Source organism: Streptosporangium sandarakinum (genome assembly GCF_013409935.1).
Taxonomy (GTDB): Bacteria; Actinomycetota; Actinomycetes; order Streptosporangiales; family Streptosporangiaceae; genus Streptosporangium; species Streptosporangium nondiastaticum.
In genome coordinates, this window is sequence record NZ_JACCCO010000003.1 from 491,611 (window position 1) to 508,412 (window position 16,802).

18 protein-coding genes are annotated in these 16,802 nt (G+C 73.2%); 8 read left to right on the plus strand and 10 right to left on the minus strand.

The window, feature by feature from the left end:
* Positions 1–129: 129 nt before the first annotated feature.
* Both HDA43_RS28625 and HDA43_RS28630 read left to right on the plus strand, forming a co-directional pair.
* On the plus strand, positions 130–1,284 hold the full coding sequence (locus HDA43_RS28625; protein ID WP_179827156.1) for a CaiB/BaiF CoA transferase family protein: 1,155 nt from the start codon (positions 130–132) through the stop codon (positions 1,282–1,284).
* 33 nt (positions 1,285–1,317) lie between these two features.
* Positions 1,318–2,814, plus strand: a complete 1,497-nt coding sequence (locus tag HDA43_RS28630; protein WP_179827158.1) for a carboxyl transferase domain-containing protein — start codon at positions 1,318–1,320, stop codon at positions 2,812–2,814.
* On the opposite strand, the gene HDA43_RS28635 is transcribed toward HDA43_RS28630, so the two are convergent.
* From HDA43_RS28635 to HDA43_RS28665, 7 genes are all read right to left on the minus strand, one after another.
* Complete coding sequence (locus HDA43_RS28635; RefSeq protein ID WP_179827160.1) at positions 2,790–4,034, minus strand: hypothetical protein; 1,245 nt, start codon at positions 4,032–4,034, stop codon at positions 2,790–2,792. The genes HDA43_RS28630 and HDA43_RS28635 overlap by 25 nt on opposite strands.
* Positions 4,031–4,549: a SigE family RNA polymerase sigma factor gene (locus HDA43_RS28640; RefSeq protein ID WP_312873587.1), complete on the minus strand. Its 519-nt coding sequence runs from the start codon at positions 4,547–4,549 to the stop codon at positions 4,031–4,033. The genes HDA43_RS28635 and HDA43_RS28640 overlap by 4 nt, the downstream gene beginning before the upstream one ends.
* Before the next feature lie 48 nt (positions 4,550–4,597).
* Complete coding sequence (locus tag HDA43_RS28645; RefSeq protein WP_179827161.1) at positions 4,598–5,029, minus strand: hypothetical protein; 432 nt, start codon at positions 5,027–5,029, stop codon at positions 4,598–4,600.
* Positions 5,026–5,487, minus strand: a complete 462-nt coding sequence (locus HDA43_RS28650) for a hypothetical protein (RefSeq protein ID WP_312873588.1) — start codon at positions 5,485–5,487, stop codon at positions 5,026–5,028. The genes HDA43_RS28645 and HDA43_RS28650 overlap by 4 nt, the downstream gene beginning before the upstream one ends.
* A 9-nt stretch (positions 5,488–5,496) precedes the next feature.
* On the minus strand, positions 5,497–6,312 hold the full coding sequence (locus tag HDA43_RS28655) for a carbon-nitrogen hydrolase family protein (protein ID WP_179827162.1): 816 nt from the start codon (positions 6,310–6,312) through the stop codon (positions 5,497–5,499).
* A gap of 70 nt (positions 6,313–6,382) precedes the next feature.
* Positions 6,383–7,387, minus strand: a complete 1,005-nt coding sequence (locus HDA43_RS28660; RefSeq protein ID WP_312873589.1) for a DUF418 domain-containing protein — start codon at positions 7,385–7,387, stop codon at positions 6,383–6,385.
* Positions 7,388–7,579: 192 nt separating this feature from the next.
* Positions 7,580–8,599: a LacI family DNA-binding transcriptional regulator gene (locus tag HDA43_RS28665; RefSeq protein ID WP_179827163.1), complete on the minus strand. Its 1,020-nt coding sequence runs from the start codon at positions 8,597–8,599 to the stop codon at positions 7,580–7,582.
* A gap of 368 nt (positions 8,600–8,967) precedes the next feature.
* Between HDA43_RS28665 and HDA43_RS28670 the strand changes: the two genes are divergently transcribed.
* Entirely contained in the window at positions 8,968–10,344 is a 1,377-nt protein-coding gene (locus HDA43_RS28670) for a GH1 family beta-glucosidase (RefSeq protein WP_179827164.1), read from the plus strand.
* A gap of 142 nt (positions 10,345–10,486) precedes the next feature.
* On the opposite strand, the gene HDA43_RS28675 is transcribed toward HDA43_RS28670, so the two are convergent.
* Positions 10,487–11,008: an AAA family ATPase gene (locus HDA43_RS28675; RefSeq protein ID WP_179827165.1), complete on the minus strand. Its 522-nt coding sequence runs from the start codon at positions 11,006–11,008 to the stop codon at positions 10,487–10,489.
* A 72-nt stretch (positions 11,009–11,080) separates the two neighbouring features.
* Between HDA43_RS28675 and HDA43_RS28680 the strand changes: the two genes are divergently transcribed.
* The 3 genes from HDA43_RS28680 (at position 11,081) to HDA43_RS28690 (ending at position 12,905) form a co-directional block, all read left to right on the plus strand.
* Positions 11,081–12,265, plus strand: a complete 1,185-nt coding sequence (locus HDA43_RS28680) for a pyridoxal phosphate-dependent aminotransferase (RefSeq protein WP_179827166.1) — start codon at positions 11,081–11,083, stop codon at positions 12,263–12,265.
* Positions 12,266–12,327: 62 nt separating this feature from the next.
* Positions 12,328–12,531 carry a YlcI/YnfO family protein gene (locus HDA43_RS28685; protein WP_179827168.1) on the plus strand — a complete coding sequence of 68 codons (204 nt, stop codon included), beginning with the start codon at positions 12,328–12,330 and terminating at the stop codon, positions 12,529–12,531.
* Positions 12,528–12,905 (plus strand): type II toxin-antitoxin system death-on-curing family toxin, encoded by a 378-nt coding sequence (locus HDA43_RS28690; protein ID WP_179827170.1) that lies wholly within the window; start codon positions 12,528–12,530, stop codon positions 12,903–12,905. Before HDA43_RS28685 ends, HDA43_RS28690 begins: the two co-directional genes overlap by 4 nt.
* 18 nt (positions 12,906–12,923) lie before the next feature.
* Here the strand turns inward: HDA43_RS28690 and HDA43_RS28695 are convergent, their stop codons facing one another.
* A complete protein-coding gene (locus HDA43_RS28695; protein WP_179827172.1) occupies positions 12,924–13,868 on the minus strand; it encodes a hydrogen peroxide-inducible genes activator in 945 nt (314 codons plus the stop codon).
* 97 nt (positions 13,869–13,965) lie between these two features.
* Between HDA43_RS28695 and HDA43_RS28700 the strand changes: the two genes are divergently transcribed.
* Complete coding sequence (locus HDA43_RS28700) at positions 13,966–14,520, plus strand: peroxiredoxin (RefSeq protein ID WP_179827174.1); 555 nt, start codon at positions 13,966–13,968, stop codon at positions 14,518–14,520.
* A complete protein-coding gene (gene ahpD / locus HDA43_RS28705) occupies positions 14,520–15,056 on the plus strand; it encodes an alkylhydroperoxidase, AhpD family (RefSeq protein ID WP_179827176.1) in 537 nt (178 codons plus the stop codon). Before HDA43_RS28700 ends, ahpD begins: the two co-directional genes overlap by 1 nt.
* A gap of 148 nt (positions 15,057–15,204) precedes the next feature.
* On the opposite strand, the gene HDA43_RS28710 is transcribed toward ahpD, so the two are convergent.
* Positions 15,205–16,785, minus strand: a complete 1,581-nt coding sequence (locus tag HDA43_RS28710; RefSeq protein ID WP_179827178.1) for an MDR family MFS transporter — start codon at positions 16,783–16,785, stop codon at positions 15,205–15,207.
* Between the last annotated feature and the right edge of the window lie 17 nt (positions 16,786–16,802).

Genomic DNA, 16,802 nt, shown 5'->3' on the forward strand with positions numbered 1-16,802 from the left:
TTTTCACTTCTGTCATGGTTTAGTGGGAAGCCGTGGCGGTCCGGGGTACGGAACGGCCCCGCCGATGGCGGAGAATGATTTCCCCGCCCAGGTTCGACTAGGCTCGACCACCACCGACGGAGGTTGATCTTGCATGGAGCCCTCGGAGACATCGTCGTCCTCGACCTGTCGCGTGCGCTCGCGGGGCCGCACGCCGCGCAGATGCTCGGCGACCTGGGCGCCCTGGTGATCAAGGTCGAGCACCCCGTCGGCGGCGACGAGTCGAGAGGCTGGGGCCCGCCCTTCGTCGGTCCCGACGCCGACGTCTCCACCTATTTCCTCGCCGCCAACCGCAACAAACGCTCGGTCACCGCCGACCTCAAGACACCCGGCGGCAGAGCCCTCGTCGAACGCCTGGTACGGCGGAGCGACGTGCTGGTCGAGAACTTCCGCACCGGCGTCCTGGACCGCCTGGGCTTCTCCGTCGAGCGGCTGCACGAGCTCAACCCCCGCCTGGTCATCCTGTCGATCACCGGGTTCGGCCACGACGGCCCCGAGGGCGGCCGTCCCGGGTACGACCAGATCGCCCAGGGCGAGGCCGGGCTGATGAGCGTCACCGGTCCGCCCGGCGAGCCGTACCGGGTCGGCTCTCCCATCGCCGACCTGCTGGCCGGCATCCACGGCGCCTACGGCGTGGCCGCCGCCCTCTACGAACGGGAACGGACCGGGCGCGGCAAGGTCGTGCGCACCTCCCTGCTGGCCTCGGTGGCCGCCGTGCACGCCTACCACGGCACGGCCTGGACCGTCGCGGGCCAGGTCCCCGTGGGCGTCGGCAACCACCACCCCTCCATCGCCCCCTACGGCGCGTTCCGCTGCGCCGACGGCATGATCCAGATCGCCGCGGGCAACGACGCGCAGTGGCGGAAGGTGGCCGCGCTGCTGGGCCTCGACCCCGCCGTCCCCGGATACGCGACGAACCGCGACAGGTGCGAGCACCGCGACGAGCTCGTCGCCGACATCGAGCGGACGCTGGCCGGGCACGGCCGCGCCCACTGGCTGGCCGCGCTGGAGGCGGCCGGCGTGTCCGCCGGGACGGTCAGGTCCATCGACGAGGTCTACGCCTGGGAGCAGACCCGCTCGCAGGGGCTCCTCATCGAGGTGGACCACCCCGTGCTCGGCGCCATCGAACTGCCCGGCCCGCCACTGCGTTTCGACGGCGAGCCGCCCGCCCGGCACACCGCCCCACCGGTCCTGGGCCAGCACAACGACGAGGTCCTCGCGTGGCTGGAGGAGCGTGAAGGCTGACGCCCTCCTCCCGGCCGGAACCGGAGGATCTCGATGAGCCCGACCCGTCCCGACGCCCGCACCATGATCGACATCGTCCTCGACCCGGGGACGTGGCGGTCCTGGGACGCCCCGCCCGCCGAACCGGCCCCGAACGGGTCCGACTACGCCGAGGAGCTGGCCGCGGCCCGCGCCCGGAGCGGATACGACGAGTCGGTCGTCACCGGCGAGGGGCTGCTGGACGGCCGCCGGGTCGCGGTCGTCGCCTGCGAGTTCTCCTTCCTCGCCGGATCGATCGGGGTGGCCGCGGCCGAACGGCTCACCGCCGCCGTCGAGCGGGCCACCGCCGAGCGGCTCCCGCTGCTGGCCGCGCCCGCCTCCGGCGGCACCCGCATGCAGGAGGGCGCGCTGGCCTTCACCCAGATGGTGAAGATCACCGCCGCGGTCGCCGCGCACCGCGCCGCGGGCCTGCCGTACATCGTCTACCTGCGCCACCCCACCACCGGCGGGGTCTTCGCCTCCTGGGGCTCGCTCGGGCACGTCACCGCGGCCGAGCCGGGCGCGCTCATCGGGTTCCTCGGGCCCCGGGTGTTCGAGTCGCTGCACGGCTACCCGTTCCCCGAGGGCGTCCAGGTCGCCGAGAACCTCTTCGCCCACGGCCTGATCGACGCGGTCGTCTCCGCCGAGGACGTCCGGCGGATCGCCGCCGGCGTGCTGGCCGTGCTGTGCGCGCCGCGCGAGGTGCGGGTCAAGGAGCCCGAGGCGGACGAGCCGGCCCAGCCGGTCGATGCGTGGGAGGCGGTCATCCGCTCCCGCCGCGACGACCGCCCCGGGGTGCGGGCCCTGCTGCGCCACGGCGCCTCCGACGTCACCCCCCTCAACGGCACCGGCGAGGGGGAGAACGACCCCGGCCTGCTCATCGCCCTGGCCCGTTTCGGTGAGGCCCCCGCCGTCGTGCTCGGCCAGGACCGCGGGCGGCGGCGGTCCGGGGCCCCGCTCGGCCCGGCCGGGCTGCGGGTCGCCCGGCGCGGCATGCGCCTGGCCTCGGAGCTGGGCCTGCCGCTGGTCACCGTGGTCGACACCTCCGGGGCGGCGCTGTCGAAGGCCGCCGAGGAGGGCGGTCTCGCCGCCGAGATCGCCCGGTCGCTGGCCGACCTGGTGACGCTCGACGCCCCGACCGTCTGCCTGCTGCTCGGCGAGGGGGCCGGGGGCGCCGCGCTCTCCCTGCTCCCGGCCGACCGGGTGCTGTGCGCCCAGCACGCCTGGCTGTCCCCGCTGCCCCCCGAGGGCGCCTCGGCGCTGCTGTACCGCAGCGTGGACTTCGCCCCCGAGATCGCCGCCGCCCAGGGCGTGAAGTCCACCGACCTGCGGCGCGACGGCATCGTGGACCGGGTCATCCCCGAGCTCCCCGACGCCGCCTACGAGCCGGAGGCGTTCTGCCGCCGGGTGTCCGCCGCCCTCGAACACGAGATCGCCGGCCTGCTGGCCGTCCCGCCCGCCGACCGCCTCACCGCCCGCCTGGCCCGCTACCGGCGGCTCGGGGTGGGCTGAGGAGACCCCGCCGGCCGGGACGCCTCCGGGGCCCCGGAGGCCTCGGAAGTTCCGGAAGCCCCGGGAGCGGGCTCCGGCCGGACCGGGGTGACGGCCCGCACCGTGTCGTGCCAGATCTCGGCTCCCGCCGCGTCGTAGCCGACGAGCTGGAAGCCCTCCAGATAGGGGTCGGGACGCCGGTACGTGCCGGAGAACAGCGCGACGCCGCTGTCCCACGGGTCGGCGACCGCGACGGCGTCGGCCGACGTGCCGTCCCGGAAGACCAGCGCGATCCGGGCGGTTCCGGCGCGGGCGACGCCGTACCAGAGACCGTCGTGCAACCGCAGGTCGACCGGTGTCTCCTTGCCCCCGAGGTCGGTCAGGAGGTGTCCGGGCTCGACCAGGTTCATCCCTACGGCCTCGCCGCCGCGCCACCAGACGACCGTCCGCTCGGGGTCGGTGTAGAGGCGTGCGGTGAGGCCGCCGGGCAGGTCGGCTGCGGGCCCGACGGGCGGTTTCGCCAGCTCCGGGGGAGGCATGGGGGCGTCCTGCCTGATCCGCTGCACGACCCGGCCGTCGCCGTCGAGGAACTCGAAGCGCGTCACCCCGGCGTCGGCCGGGAAGGACACGGTCCACACCGCCAGCGGCGCGCCGCCGGGACGGTGAACGGTGCCGGGGATCCGGGCGCCGTCCCCGGTGACGGCCTCGACCCTCGTCACGCTCGTGCGGGCGGCGCCGTAGCCCAGTTCGACCGGCCGGCGCGGCCAGCGCGAGTGGAAGGGGTCCAGCCGCCAGGCGTTCTCGCGCTCGTGACCCGCCGGAGGCACCTTCGAGCAGCCGCTCGACGTCCCGCCGGTCGCCTGCTGGACGAGGTCGCAGAACCGGTGGCCGCCGGGAGCGGCCCCACCGGAGAACCACATGATCACCGGCCTGTTCTCCGCCGGATCCCTGACCGTCACCGGTTCGCCGACCGGCGGGTTCTCGGCGATTGACCGCCGGTAGGGGCCCGGCTCCTCGACGGCTCCGGTGGCGATGCCCGCCCCGGAACCGCCGCCCGCGTTCAGGAGCACCGTCACGGCGGTCACCGCCGCCACGGCGGCGGCCACCGGGATCAGCGCGAGCCTGCGGCGCCGTGTCCGGCGGGCGCGGGAGACCGTCCTGGCGTAGGCGTCGGGGGCGGTGCCGTAGGTTCCGGCGCGGGCGTCGAGCGCGGCGCGCAGCCGCTCCTCCAGATCGTTCATGATTCCTCCCCGAGGGCCCTGCCGAGGGCGGCGAGGCCCCGGCTGGTGTGCGTCTTGACGGAACCGGGGGAGACGCCCATGGCGTCGGCGATCTCCCGTTCGGAGAGATCCAGCCAGTAGCGCAGGACGACGGCCTCACGCTGGCGGCGGGGGAGCCGGTCGACGGCCGCGAGGAGCTCCCGGTGCCGCTCGGCGACGAGGGCGTGGTGCTCGCCGCTGTGCGCGTCCGGCGGCGGCTCGGGACGGCGCAGCCGTGCCAGCCGCAGGTGACGCAGCCGGTTGCGGGTCAGATTGCACACGATGGACCGGACATAGGCGACGGCCGCGCCGTCGTCGCGCAGCCGGGCCCGCCGCGCGTGGAGGCGGGCGAACGCCTCCTGGGCGATGTCCTCGGGGTCGTCGGCGCCGAGCAGCCCGGCCAGGCGCACCATCGAGGGATGGTGCGCCGCGAACAGCTCGGCGAACGAGGGCGGCGTCCCGGACGAGACGCCTGGGATGTCGGAAATGTCGATCACGCTACCGAGACACCCGGCGGGCCCACCGGTTGACAGGGCCCTCCCGGGTCACTCCTCGGTGGCGGGAAGGGTGAGGGGGACGGGGACGCGCTCGACGCGGACGGAGAAGACCTCCTCGCGCGGCACGACGACCTCGTAGGCGCCGTGGTCGACCATCCAGTAGCCCAGCGCCTCGGCCTTGAGGCCGCTGTGGCCGGTGTAGGCGATGTGCAGGCTCTCCTCGCCGTTCTCCTCGGAGACGTCGAGGACGAGGCACGGCTCGCCGCCGAACGAGCCCGTCGTGCGGACCAGCACCAGCCGGTCGAGGTCCTCGCGCTCCACCACGGCCCGCCAGTACCCGGAGGCGGGCTCGAAGCCCTCCCGGGCCTCCTCGTCGAACAGGGTGACCTCCGAGGCGCCCGGGCCGAGGGCCGCGACGTGGGTCCGCCCGCCGTAGTGGGCGACGAAACCCGACGCCACCGGCTCGATCTCGTCGCTCATGCCGCCGGCCGCCAGGTCAGGCCGTCGTAGACGCCGAACGGGCTCTCGCCGTCCGCGGTCACGTGGACGATCTCCGCCCCGGCCGGGATCGGCACGGGCATGGTGTGGAACTGCGGTACGACGTGCTCGCGCGAGGTCGTGAAGCCGTTCCCGGTGAACGGCGGTGCATCGTTCCAGTCGCCACCCATGTGCGGACCGTACGGCACGACGTAGCTGTCGATGTCGCGGGCGAACCAGCGCATGAGGTAGATCTCCGGGGTCGTGACGGTCAGCTCCGAGCCCTCGAAACCCAGGTCGAGGCCCATGAAGAGCTGGGCGGGGGTGGTCAGGCGGGCGCAGTCCTGCACCCGGTAGACGTATCCCGAGATGACGGTCCGCCTGCCTGACAGGTAGGGCACGAGCAGCCGAGGCGGGATGACCTTCTGCATCTGCGTTCTGCGCCCAGGTGGATCACTCACGGTCGCATTTTACGATCCGCCGGCTCCGAGCCGCCGGTGTTCCAGGCACGGCAGGGCATTCCGGGTGTCAATCGTGATCTGAGGGTCGAGTACGGACGTCAGCACCCCGGGGGCCGGGCCCAGGTCGGCGCGGACGACGCCCATCGGGTCGACCAGCATGCTGCGGCCGACGCCGAAGCCGTCGCGGGACGCGGGGTTGGGGGCCTGGCCCACGGCCGCCACCCAGACCGTGTTCTCGATCGCCCGGGCTCGCACCAGGGTCGCCCAGTGCTCCTCCTTCATCGGGCCGGACCCCCACGCCGCGATCACCGCCAGCACCTCGGCCCCCCGGTCCACCAGGGCCCGTCCCAGCTCGGGGAAGCGGACGTCGTAGCAGGTGACGAGGCCGACCCGCAGGCCGGCCAGCTCCACCACCGCCGGCGTGTCGCCCGGTGCGACCAGCTCCGACTCGCGGGCCCCGAAGGAGTCGAACAGGTGGATCTTCCGGTAGGCCGCGGCGATCTCGCCGGACGGGCCGAGCGCCACCGCGGTGTTGTGCACCCGGCCGCCCCCCGGCCCGCCCGGCTGCTCGCCGGGTTCGAACACGCCCGCGATCACCGCCATGCGGTGCGCGCGGGCCGCCTCGGCCAGCCCGGTGACGAAGGGGCCGTCCAGCGGCTCGGCCAGGTCGGTGATCCGCTTGCCGTACCGGGTGAGGGTGGCCTCGGGGAAGATCGCCAGCTCGGCGCCGTCGGCGGCGGCCCGCTCCAGCGCCTCGCGCGCGCGGCGCAGGTTGACGGCGGGCTCCTCATCGACGGGGATCTGGCACAGGGCGATGCGCGTCACCGGTTGCCTCCTGAGCGGTATGGCCCCCGCCCGCCGGAACCCGCCGCGGCGGAGATCCGCCTGACGGGTCCTAGGGGGAGGGGGCCGTCGATGTCTGTGACATTACCCGGCGGTTCGGCACCCGCTCCAGCCACGTCAGGCACCGCCACAGCCACTCGGCGGGGCCGTAGCGGAACCGCCGCAGCCACAGGCGGCTGAGGACGATCTGCGCCGCCAGCACGGCCGCCGACAGCGCGAGCACGCCGGCCCTGGTGGGGACGGCCAGCAGCAGCGGCAGCGCCGCGAGGATCGCCACGGTGCTGAGCAGGTAGTTCGTCAGCGCCATCCGGCCGAGCGGCGCCAGGGCCGCCAGCAGGGGGCGGCGGGCCCGGGTCAGCAGGAGCAGCGGCAGCCCGGTGCAGCAGGCCGCCGCCGTGGCCAGCCCGGCCGCCGGGTAGGTGCCCCGGTGGAACAGGGCCGGGTCGGCGGCGGTGCGGAACCACAGGACGGTGAGCGCCACCGCCAGGACCGCGGAGGCGGCGAAGGCGGGCGGCAGCAGCCGCTCCGGCGGGGCGTACCGCATCAGCGCCGCGCCCAGCAGGAACAGCCCCGGCACCAGGATCAGCCCGCCGCCCTCGTTCACCGCCCAGGCGGTGGCCGCCGTGCCCAGCACCGCCACGGCCGCCCGGGGGAGGAAGGAGGCGGGCAGCAGGACGGCCGCCCCGAAGGCCGCGTACGGCAGCAGCACCTCGTCCGGGTTGACCAGCCGGTGGAGCGCGCCGAAGCAGGCCAGCACCGCCAGCCTGCGCAGCAGCACCGCCCGCGGGCGCCGCGACCGCCCGGCCGCCGACCGCAGGAACAGCACGAAGCTCAGCCCGAACAGGAACGAGAAGATCGGGTAGAACCTGCCCTGCAGGAGGTTCTCGACGCCCCAGTCGACCGCGTCGCGGTCCGGGGACGGCAGGTGCGCGCGGGTGTGCTGCCAGGCGTTGACCACCATGATCCCGCACACCGCGAAGCCGCGCAGGACGTCCAGCTCGTGCAGCCTGCGCGCCGCGGTGGCCGGGGGCGTCCCGGCGGGTCGGGTCTCGCTCACGCAGTCCAGACAACCAGACCGGCCGCCGGACGGGGAGGCCACCCGGGCGGTGCGCGTCCCGGTCGCCGGAACCGCCGCGTGGCCGGACCCGTCGCGTGGTCGCCCGAATCCGCCGTACGGCGGGACCCGTCGTACGGCCGGTCCCGCCGTACGCCCGGCCCGCCGTGCGGCCGGATCCGGCGGGCCGCGTGGTCAACCGGCGCGGGGCGGCCCGCTCGTCTCGCGGACGACCAGCCGGACGGGCAGCACCGTGGGCGGCGGCGCCGCGGCGTCCGGGTCGTCGATCATGGAGATGAGCGCGGCGGCGACGGCCGCGCCGAACCCCGCCCTGTCCTGGGCGACGGTCGTCAGGGCGGGCCGGACCAGCGAGGCCGGCTCGATGTCGTCGAACCCCGCCACCGCGACGTCGCCGGGGACGTCCAGCCCCGCCTCCAGGGCGGCCCGGACGGCGCCGACCGCCATCTCGTCGCCCGCGGCGAAGACGGCGTCGGGGCACTCGTCCAGCGCCAGCAGGCGCCGCATGGCGGCGTGCCCGCCGCCGAGGTAGAAGTCGCCCTCCACGACGTACTCGTCGCGCAGCGGCAGGCCGAGGGCGGCGAGCGCGGCGCGGTAGCCGGCCAGCCGCTCGGCCCCCGGGTGCGTGCGGCCGGGCCCGGCGATCGTGGCGATCCGCCGCCGGCCCCGCTCGTACAGGTGCCGTACGGCGGCGCCGGCGCCCCCCGCGTTGTCGGAGGTGACGTACGTCGCCCGGCGGCCGGTGACCGGGCGGTCCAGCGAGACGCAGGGCACGCCGGACTCGGCCAGCCGGGTGAGGGCGGGATCGGCGGTGCCGTCGTCGATGAACACCACGCCGTCGAGGCTGTGCCGCCGCACGGCCCGCAGGTGGCCGTCGGCGTCCTCGCCGGTGGCGAGCATCAGCAGGTGGTACCCCCGCTCGCTCAGCGCGGTCTTCAATCCGACGAGGAGCTCCTGGAGGAAGGGGTGGCGCCATCCGGGGCCGCGGTGACCGGTGTCCCACGCGAGGCCGACCATGCGCGACCGCTTGGTGGCGAGGGTCCGCGCCGGCGCGCTCGGGGTGTAGCCCAGGAGCGCGGCGGCGCGCAGGACGGCCTCGCGCGTCTCGCGGGTCACCGCGTCGGGGTTGTTGAAGACACGGGAGACGGTCGCCACCGACACGCCGCACCGGCGGGCCAGGTCTCGGATCGTTGCCACGGCCGCACGCTACCGCATATTTGTAACCGGTTTCATGTAACCGGTTACAGATAAATCACCTCTACGGATCTCAGAGACGGTTCCGCTGCTCATCACGGGTGCGGGAGGCCGGTCCGGAATGATTCAACGGGTTGACACGGAGGCATTTCCCATATGAAATTCGACGAGTCGCTCGTTTTCCCGGCGGGCGGGCCCGCGTTCCCCGGAACGCCCCGTCCGCCGGGGACGGCCGCGTCCTCTTCCCGAGGGGGCGCGGGCCCCGTCGCCGGGCGAGCCGGGATGAGCCGGGGGGAGCCGGGGGCGGTCAGGGCCGCCGGCCCCCTCCTCTTCCGGCCCTTTCCGCGACCGGCCTTCCAGGGGGTTCTCCGATGACGGCGACCGAAGAGCGCGCCCCGGTGGCCGGGGGCTTCCCGGCCGGGTTCGTCTGGGGTGCGGCCACCTCGGCCTACCAGATCGAGGGGGCCGTCGACGCCGACGGCCGGGGCCCGTCGATCTGGGACGCCTTCTGCCGGGTGCCCGGCGCGACGGCGGCGGGGGAGTCGGGCGACCCCGCCTGCGACCACTACCGCCGCTGGCCCGAGGACGTGGAGCTCCTCGCCGGTCTCGGCGTCGGCGCCTACCGGCTGTCGGTGGCCTGGCCGAGGATCCTCCCCGAGGGCGGCGGCCGTCCCGAGCGGCGCGGCCTCGACTTCTACCGTCGCCTCGTCGACGCGCTCCGCGAGCGCGACATCACGCCGTTCGTCACCCTCTACCACTGGGGCCTGCCCCAGGCGCTGGAGGAGCGGGGCGGCTGGCGGGTCCGCGACACCGCCGAGCGGTTCGCCGACTACGCCGCCGTCGTGCACGAGGCCCTGGAGGGCGTGCCGTACTGGACCACGCTGAACGAGCCCTACTGCTCCGCCGTCACCGGATACGCCGAGGGCCGCCACGCGCCCGGCGCCCGTGAGGGGCACGGCGCCCTGGCTGCGGCGCACCACCTGCTGGTCGGGCACGGCCTGGCGGTCGCCCGGCTGCGGGAGCGGGCCCGCCCGGGGGAGCGGATCGGCGTCACGCTCAACATGTCGCCCGCCGTGCCGGCGAGCCCGTCGGCCGAGGACGCGGCCGCAGCCCGCCGGATGGACCTGATGGTCAACCGGCAGTTCACCGAGCCGCTGCTCGGCGGCGCCTATCCCGGGGACATGGCCGAGGTCTACGGGGAGATCAGCGACTTCTCCTTCCGCCGCGACGGCGACCTCGCGGTGATCTCGGAGCCGCTGGACTTCCTCGGGGTCAACTACTACTACCCGATCCACGCCGCCGCCGCGCCGTACGCCCAGCCCGACCCGGCGCTGCGCTCGGCCTTCGACATCGGCGTCCGCACGGTCGCGCCGGACGGTCCGCCGGTCACCGGGCTGGGCTGGCGGATCGAGCCGGACGGCCTGCGCGACACCCTCACCGGCCTCGCCGCCCGCTTCTCCCGCCTGCCGCCGGTCTTCGTCACCGAGAACGGCTACGGCGACGACGGCGACCTCGACGACACCGGCCGCGTCGCCTACCTCGCCGCGCACCTGGCCGCCACCCGCGCCGCCCTCGACGACGGGGTGGACGTGCGCGGCTACTTCTGCTGGTCGCTGCTGGACAACTTCGAGTGGGCCCGGGGATACGCCGCCCGGTTCGGCCTGGCGCACGTCGACTACGCCACCCAGGCCCGCACGCCCAAGGCCAGCTACCGCTGGTACCGCGACGTCATCGCCGGCCGGATCTGAACCGCCTGGATCTGAACCGCCTGGATCTGAACCGCCCGGGTCCGAACCTCCCGGGTCCGGGCGGGGCCCGCGTCCCGGCGGGAGCGCCCGCGGGGCCCCGTGCCGGGGCGGGAGCCGCACGCCCGGGTACGGCCGGCGCCGGTCACCTGTACCCCGCGGCGGAGGCGACCAGGCGGGCCACCCGCTCCGGCGCGACCCCGGTCGTGTCGACGACCTCCGCCGCCCGCCGCAGCCAGGGCAGGGCGTCGCGGTAGCGGGGGAGATGGTCCAGGCGCCACTGCCGGGCCCCGGTCTCCACGGTGTCGGTCTCGATCCGGTGGGTGAGCGTGTCCTCGTCGGTGTGGAGCAGGAAGTGGCGGACGGGGACGCCGGCCCTCCCCAGGCCGTCGCGGATCTCCGCCCAGTACCCCTTGACCAGGACCGTCTGCGGGGCGACGAGCACCCCGCCGACGTGGTCGAGCAGCCGGACGGCGGTCTCCACGACCAGGTCGCGCCAGGCGGGCCACTGCTGGAAGTCCGGCACCTCCGGCAGGACCTTGAGGTAGCGGAGCATGAAGCCGACCACTTCGGGGTCGAAGAGCCGCGCGTCCGGCACGAGCTTGACGAGCTCCCCCGCGGTGGTCGTCTTGCCCACGCCGAAGGTGCCGTTCAGCCAGATGATCATGCGGTGAAAGTACCGGAGGCGGGGGCCGGTTCGCGCTCGATCGGCGGATACGGGGCCGGTTACCCTGGGCGGGTGAACGATCCCCTGGTGGCGCGGATGCGCGGGTTCGGCACGACGATCTTCGCGGAGATGTCGGCGCTGGCCGTACGGACCGGTTCGATCAATCTCGGGCAGGGCTTCCCCGACACCGACGGCCCGGCGGCGATGCTGGAACGGGCGGCGTCGGCGGTCCGGGAGGGGCACAACCAGTACCCGCCGGGACCGGGCGTCCCCGAGCTGCGCCAGGCCGTCTCCGAGCACCGCAAGGAGCACTACGGCCTCGCCTACGACCCCGACGGGGAGATCCTGGTGACCGTCGGGGCGACCGAGGCGGTCGCCGCGTCGGTCCTGGCGCTGTGCGAGCCCGGCGACGAGGTGATCGCCTTCGAGCCCTACTACGACTCCTACGCCGCCGCGATCGCCCTGGCCGGGGCCGTGCTCAGGCCGGTCACCCTGCGCCCGGACGGCGGCCGCTTCACCTTCGACCCGGCCGAGCTGCGCGCCGCGGCGGGTCCGCGCACCCGGGCGATCCTGGTCAACTCCCCGCACAACCCGACCGGCACGGTCCTCACCCGCGCGGAACTTTCGGAGATCGCCGACCTGTGCCGGGAGCGCGACCTGGTCGCCGTCACCGACGAGGTCTACGAGCACCTCACCTTCGACGGCGTCGAGCACGTCCCCCTCGCCACCCTCCCCGGCATGCGCGAGCGCACCGTGACGATCTCCTCCGCGGGCAAGACCTTCTCGGTGACCGGCTGGAAGACCGGCTGGGTGTGCGCGCCGCCGGAGCTGGTCCGGGCCGTGCAGACCGTCAAGCAGTTCCTCACCTTCACCGCCGCCGCCCCCTGGCAGCTCGCCGTGGCCCACGGCCTGCGCCACGAGATGGAGTGGGTCGCCGCGCTGCGCGACGGCCTTCAGGCCAAGCGCGACCGGCTGGGCGCCGGGCTCGCCGCGGCCGGGTTCGACGTCTACCGCCCGGCCGGGACCTACTTCGTCCAGGCCGACATCCGCCCGCTCGGCCTCGCCGACGGTCTGGTCCTCACCCGCGACCTGCCGTCGCTGGCGGGCGTGGTGGCCATCCCCACCCAGGTCTTCTACGCCCGCCCGGAACGGGGCGCCCACTTCGTCCGCTTCGCCTTCTGCAAGAAGGACGAGGTCATCGACGAGGCCGTCCACCGCCTGACCCGCCTCGGCGAAACTGAAGGCGACACTGAGTAATCACGACTATGCTTTCCGTGCCTGGTATCGCATTGATACCAGGCGCGTTCTACGATGGGAGCATGGCTATGACCTTGCGACTCTCGGACGACCAGGCTGAAGCTCTCCGGCGGCGAGCGGACAAGGAAGGGCGGAGCATGCAGCAGGTGGCATTGCACGCCATCGAGGAGTACCTCGCGCGGGCGGCCGATGACGATCTCACCGACGAAATCGCCGAGCGGGGGGCTCGCCGCTTCGCGGACCTGTTGCGCAGGCTCGGAGAATGACGGTCTTCATCACCCTGGAGCAAGGGCTGCGGATCGCGCGCCGGTCGGTCGGGGGGCCGATCCAGGTCCGTGATATCGGTCTTCTTGAAGCGGCGTTGCTTCGTCCGCGGACCTCCCTGTTCGGTCGGGACGCGTATCCCGACCTGTTCTCCAAAGCGGCGGCGTTGCTCCACTCGATCGTCACCAATCATCCGTTCGTCGACGGGAACAAGCGCGCGGCATGGCTCACCATGTATGCCTTCTGTGCCAAGAACGGCGTCGAGGTTGACCCGGAGGACGACAACGCCGCCTATGATTTCGTGATCGAGGTCGCCTCAGGCAAGCTCACCGAGATCAATGAGATCGCCGAGGTGATCCGGGGCTTCGTGAGGTAGCTCACCTGGCTGGGGCGGTCAGGAGACGATCCGGATCGGCAGGCGTCTGGCGCGCAGGGCCGCGCGGATGGCGGTGGCGATCTGGGCGTACTCGGCGGTGCGGGCGGAGCTGGCGCGGTAGGCCAGGCCGATGGTGCGGCCCGGGACCGGGTCGCGGAAGCGGCGCAGCGCCGGCCGCGAGCGCCTGCCCGTCTCCACCGCGACCGCCGACTCCGGCAGCAGGGTCACCCCGAGCCCGCCCGTCACGAGCTGCACCAGCGTCGGCAGGCTGGTCGCGTACGTCGTGGCGGTGGCGCGGGCGCCGACCTCGCGGCAGACGTCGATGGCCTGCTCGCGCAGGCAGTGGCCCTGGTTGAGCAGCACGATGTCCAGCCCCTTGAGCGTCTCGCGGTCCACCGGCCCCGACCCGGCGGCCAGGGGATGGTCCGCGGGTACGGCGAGCAGGAAGTCCTCCTCGTAGAGGGGCTCCTCGACCAGCCCCGCGGCGTCGGTCGGCAGCGCGAGCAGCACCATGTCGAGGCGGCCCTCGCGCACCTCCTCCAGGATGGTCTCGGTCTTGGCCTCGTGCACGGTCAGCTTGAGCCGGGGGAACTCGCGGGCGAACATCGGCAGCAGCACGGGCAGCACGTACGGCGCGACCGTGGGGATCACCCCGAGGTGCGCCGGGCCGCGGAACGGTTCCCGGGTCTGCGCCACCTCCTCCACCAGGTCCTCCACCGCGGCCATGACCCGCGCGGCGTGCTCGGCCACCCGCTCGCCGGCCGGGGTCAGCATCACCTTCCTGGTGGTGCGCTCCAGCAGCCGGGCCTGCAAAGTCTCCTCCAGGGCCGAGACGGCCCCCGACAAAGCGGGCTGGCTCATCCGGAGCGACGCGGCCGCCTCCCTGAAGTGCAGGTGATCGGCCACGGCGAGGAAGGCGCGCAGCTGGGCCAGGGTGGGGACTGGATCACTGATAGGAAACACCTCTCGGATTGGTCCGGTCGTTCGATTTCACAGATCAATGCTAGATGCGGCAGGGTAGGGCACCGACAACGAAGTCCTCTTCAAAGGAGATCCGGACTTGCTCACCATCGGTGACCACTTCCCTGAGTTCGAGCTGACCGCGTGCGTCTCGCTGGACGCCGACAACGCCTTCGCCGACATCACCCACAAGTCCTACGAGGGCAAGTGGAAGGTCTACTTCGCGTGGCCGAAGGACTTCACCTTCGTCTGCCCGACCGAGATCGCCGAGTTCGGCCGCCTCGAGGGTGAGTTCGCCGACCGGGACGCCCAGGTCCTGGGCTTCTCCGTCGACTCCGAGTACGTCCACCACGCCTGGCGCAAGGACCACCCGGACCTGCGTGAGCTGCCCTTCCCGATGATGTCCGACATCAAGCGGGAGCTGTCCGAGGCCCTGGGCATCCTGGGCGAGGACGGCGTCGCCCAGCGCGCCACCTTCATCGTGGACCCGAACAACGAGATCCAGTTCGTCATGGTGACCGCCGGTTCGGTCGGCCGCAACGTCAAGGAGGTCCTGCGGGTCCTCGACGCGCTGCAGTCGGACGAGCTGTGCCCCTGCAACTGGAACAAGGGCGAGGCCGGTCTGGACGCCCAGAAGCTGATGGCCGGCGCCTGATGTCGGTCGACAGCCTGAAGGACGCCCTGCCGGCCTACGCCAAGGACGTCAAGCTCAACCTCGGGTCGCTGGTCACCACCTCCTCGCTGACCGAGCAGCAGCTCTGGGGGACGCTGCTCGCCTGCGCGGTGGCCACCAGGTCCCAGCGGGTGATCGCCGAGATCGCCTCCGAGGCGGCCGACGCCCTGTCGGCCGAGGCGTTCACCGCCGCCAAGGGCGCCGCCGCGATCATGGCGATGAACAACGTCTACTACCGGTCGATGCACCTGATCGGTGACGAGACGTACGCCACCATGCCGGCCAAGCTCCGGATGACGATCATCGGCAACCCCGGCGTCGAGAAGGTCGACTTCGAGCTGTGGTCGCTCGCGGTCTCCGCGATCGGCGGCTGTGGCCGGTGCCTGGAGTCGCACGAGCAGGTGCTGCGCCAGGCCGGCATGCCCCGCGAGCAGGTTCAGGAGGCCGTCCGGATCGCCGCGGTGGTCAACGCCGTCGCCGCGACGCTGGAGGCCGAGACGGCCCTGGCCGCCGTCTGAGGTTCTCCTCCCGCACGGAGAACGGGCGGGCGTCCTTGAAAGGACGCCCGCCCGTTCGCGTTCCGGAAAGGTTCCGGAAAGGTTCCGGGAAGGTTCCGGAAAGGTTCCGGGAAGGTTCCGGAGAGGCCGGGGATGCCGGGTGGGAAGGTCAGTCGACCGTGACCGGGGGAGCCGAGGGGTCGGCGGTCTCGGGGCGGGGGCCCCGGGCCGAGCGCAGCGGCACCTCCTTCAGCATCAGGGCGGTCACCACGGCGACCAGGGCGATCGGCACGCCGACCAGGAAGACCATCTGCATGGCCCGGGTGAAGGCCTCCAGGACGATGTCCAGCACGGGGGCGGGCAGCTTGCGGATGTCGTCGGGCGCGCCGAGGCTGGGCGTGCCGCCGCCGGTGAGGCGCAGGTGCGCCTCCCGCGCGAGGGAGACGATCTCGGCGCTGAGCCGGTTCGTCAGGATGGCGCCGAAGGCCGCCACGCCGACCGCGCCGCCGAGGGAACGGAAGAACGTCACGCCCGAGGTGGTGGAGGCCATGTCGCGGCGGGTGACGGAGTTCTGCGCGGCCAGGATCAGGATCTGCATCGTGGCGCCCAGGCCGACGCCGAGCACCGCCACGTCGACGCCGACGACCACCAGCGAGCTGTCCACGTGCAGGCGGGAGAGCAGGAACAGGCCGGCCGCGACCAGCAGCATGCCGAGGACCGGGAAGATCTTCCATTTGCCGGTCCGGCTGACGACCCGGCCGGTCGAGATCGAGGCGGTCAGCAGGCCGAGCACCATGGGCAGGGTCATCAGACCCGAGCCGGTGGGGCTCATGCCCTTGACGATCTGCAGGTACTGCGGCAGGAACATCAGCGCGCCGAACATCGCGGCGCCGACCAGCAGGGAGGTGACGCTGGTGAGCACGAAGGTGTGGTTGCGGAACAGGTGCGGCGGCAGGATCGGGTCGGCGGCCCGGCGCTCGGCGAAGACGGCGACCACGAACATGACCACGCTGAGCCCGCCCAGGGCGTAGGTCCAGCCGGAGTTCCAGGCGAACTCCTTGCCGCCGAGGGACAGCAGCAGCATCAGCGCGGTGGTGCCGCCGGTGATGAAGGTGGCGCCCCACCAGTCGACCTTGGTGTCGCGGCGGACGAACGGCAGCTTGAGCACCTTCTGGATGACGACGAACGCCACCACGGCCAGCGGCACGCAGATCCAGAACGTCCAGCGCCAGGACATGTTGTCGACGATGAAGCCGCCGAGCAGCGGCCCGGCCACGGTGGAGACGCCGAAGACGGCGCCGATGTAGCCGGAGTAGCGGCCCCGCTCGCGGGGCTCCACCACGTCGCCGAGGATGATCTGCGGCAGTGCGGCCAGGCCGCCGGCGCCGATACCCTGTACGGCACGGGCCGCGATGAGCTGTCCCATGTTCTGGGAGAAGCCCGCGGCCACCGAGGAGAACAGGAAGACCAGCAGGGCGGCCTGGAACATGAACTTGCGCCCGTACAGGTCGGACAGCTTGCCCCACAGCGGGGTGGAGGCCGTCATGGTCAGCAGGGTCGCGCTGGCGACCCAGGAGAGCTGCTCCTGACCGCCGAGCTTGCCGACGATGGTCGGCAGCGCGGTTCCCACCACGGAGGTCGAGATCATCGACGTCAGCATGGCGAGCATCAGCCCGACCAGGATCTCCAGCACCTGTTTGTGCGTGAAGTGCGGCGCGGTCTCGGCCTGGACCCGTTGTCCAGTCAGCATGAAGCAGCCCCCAATGT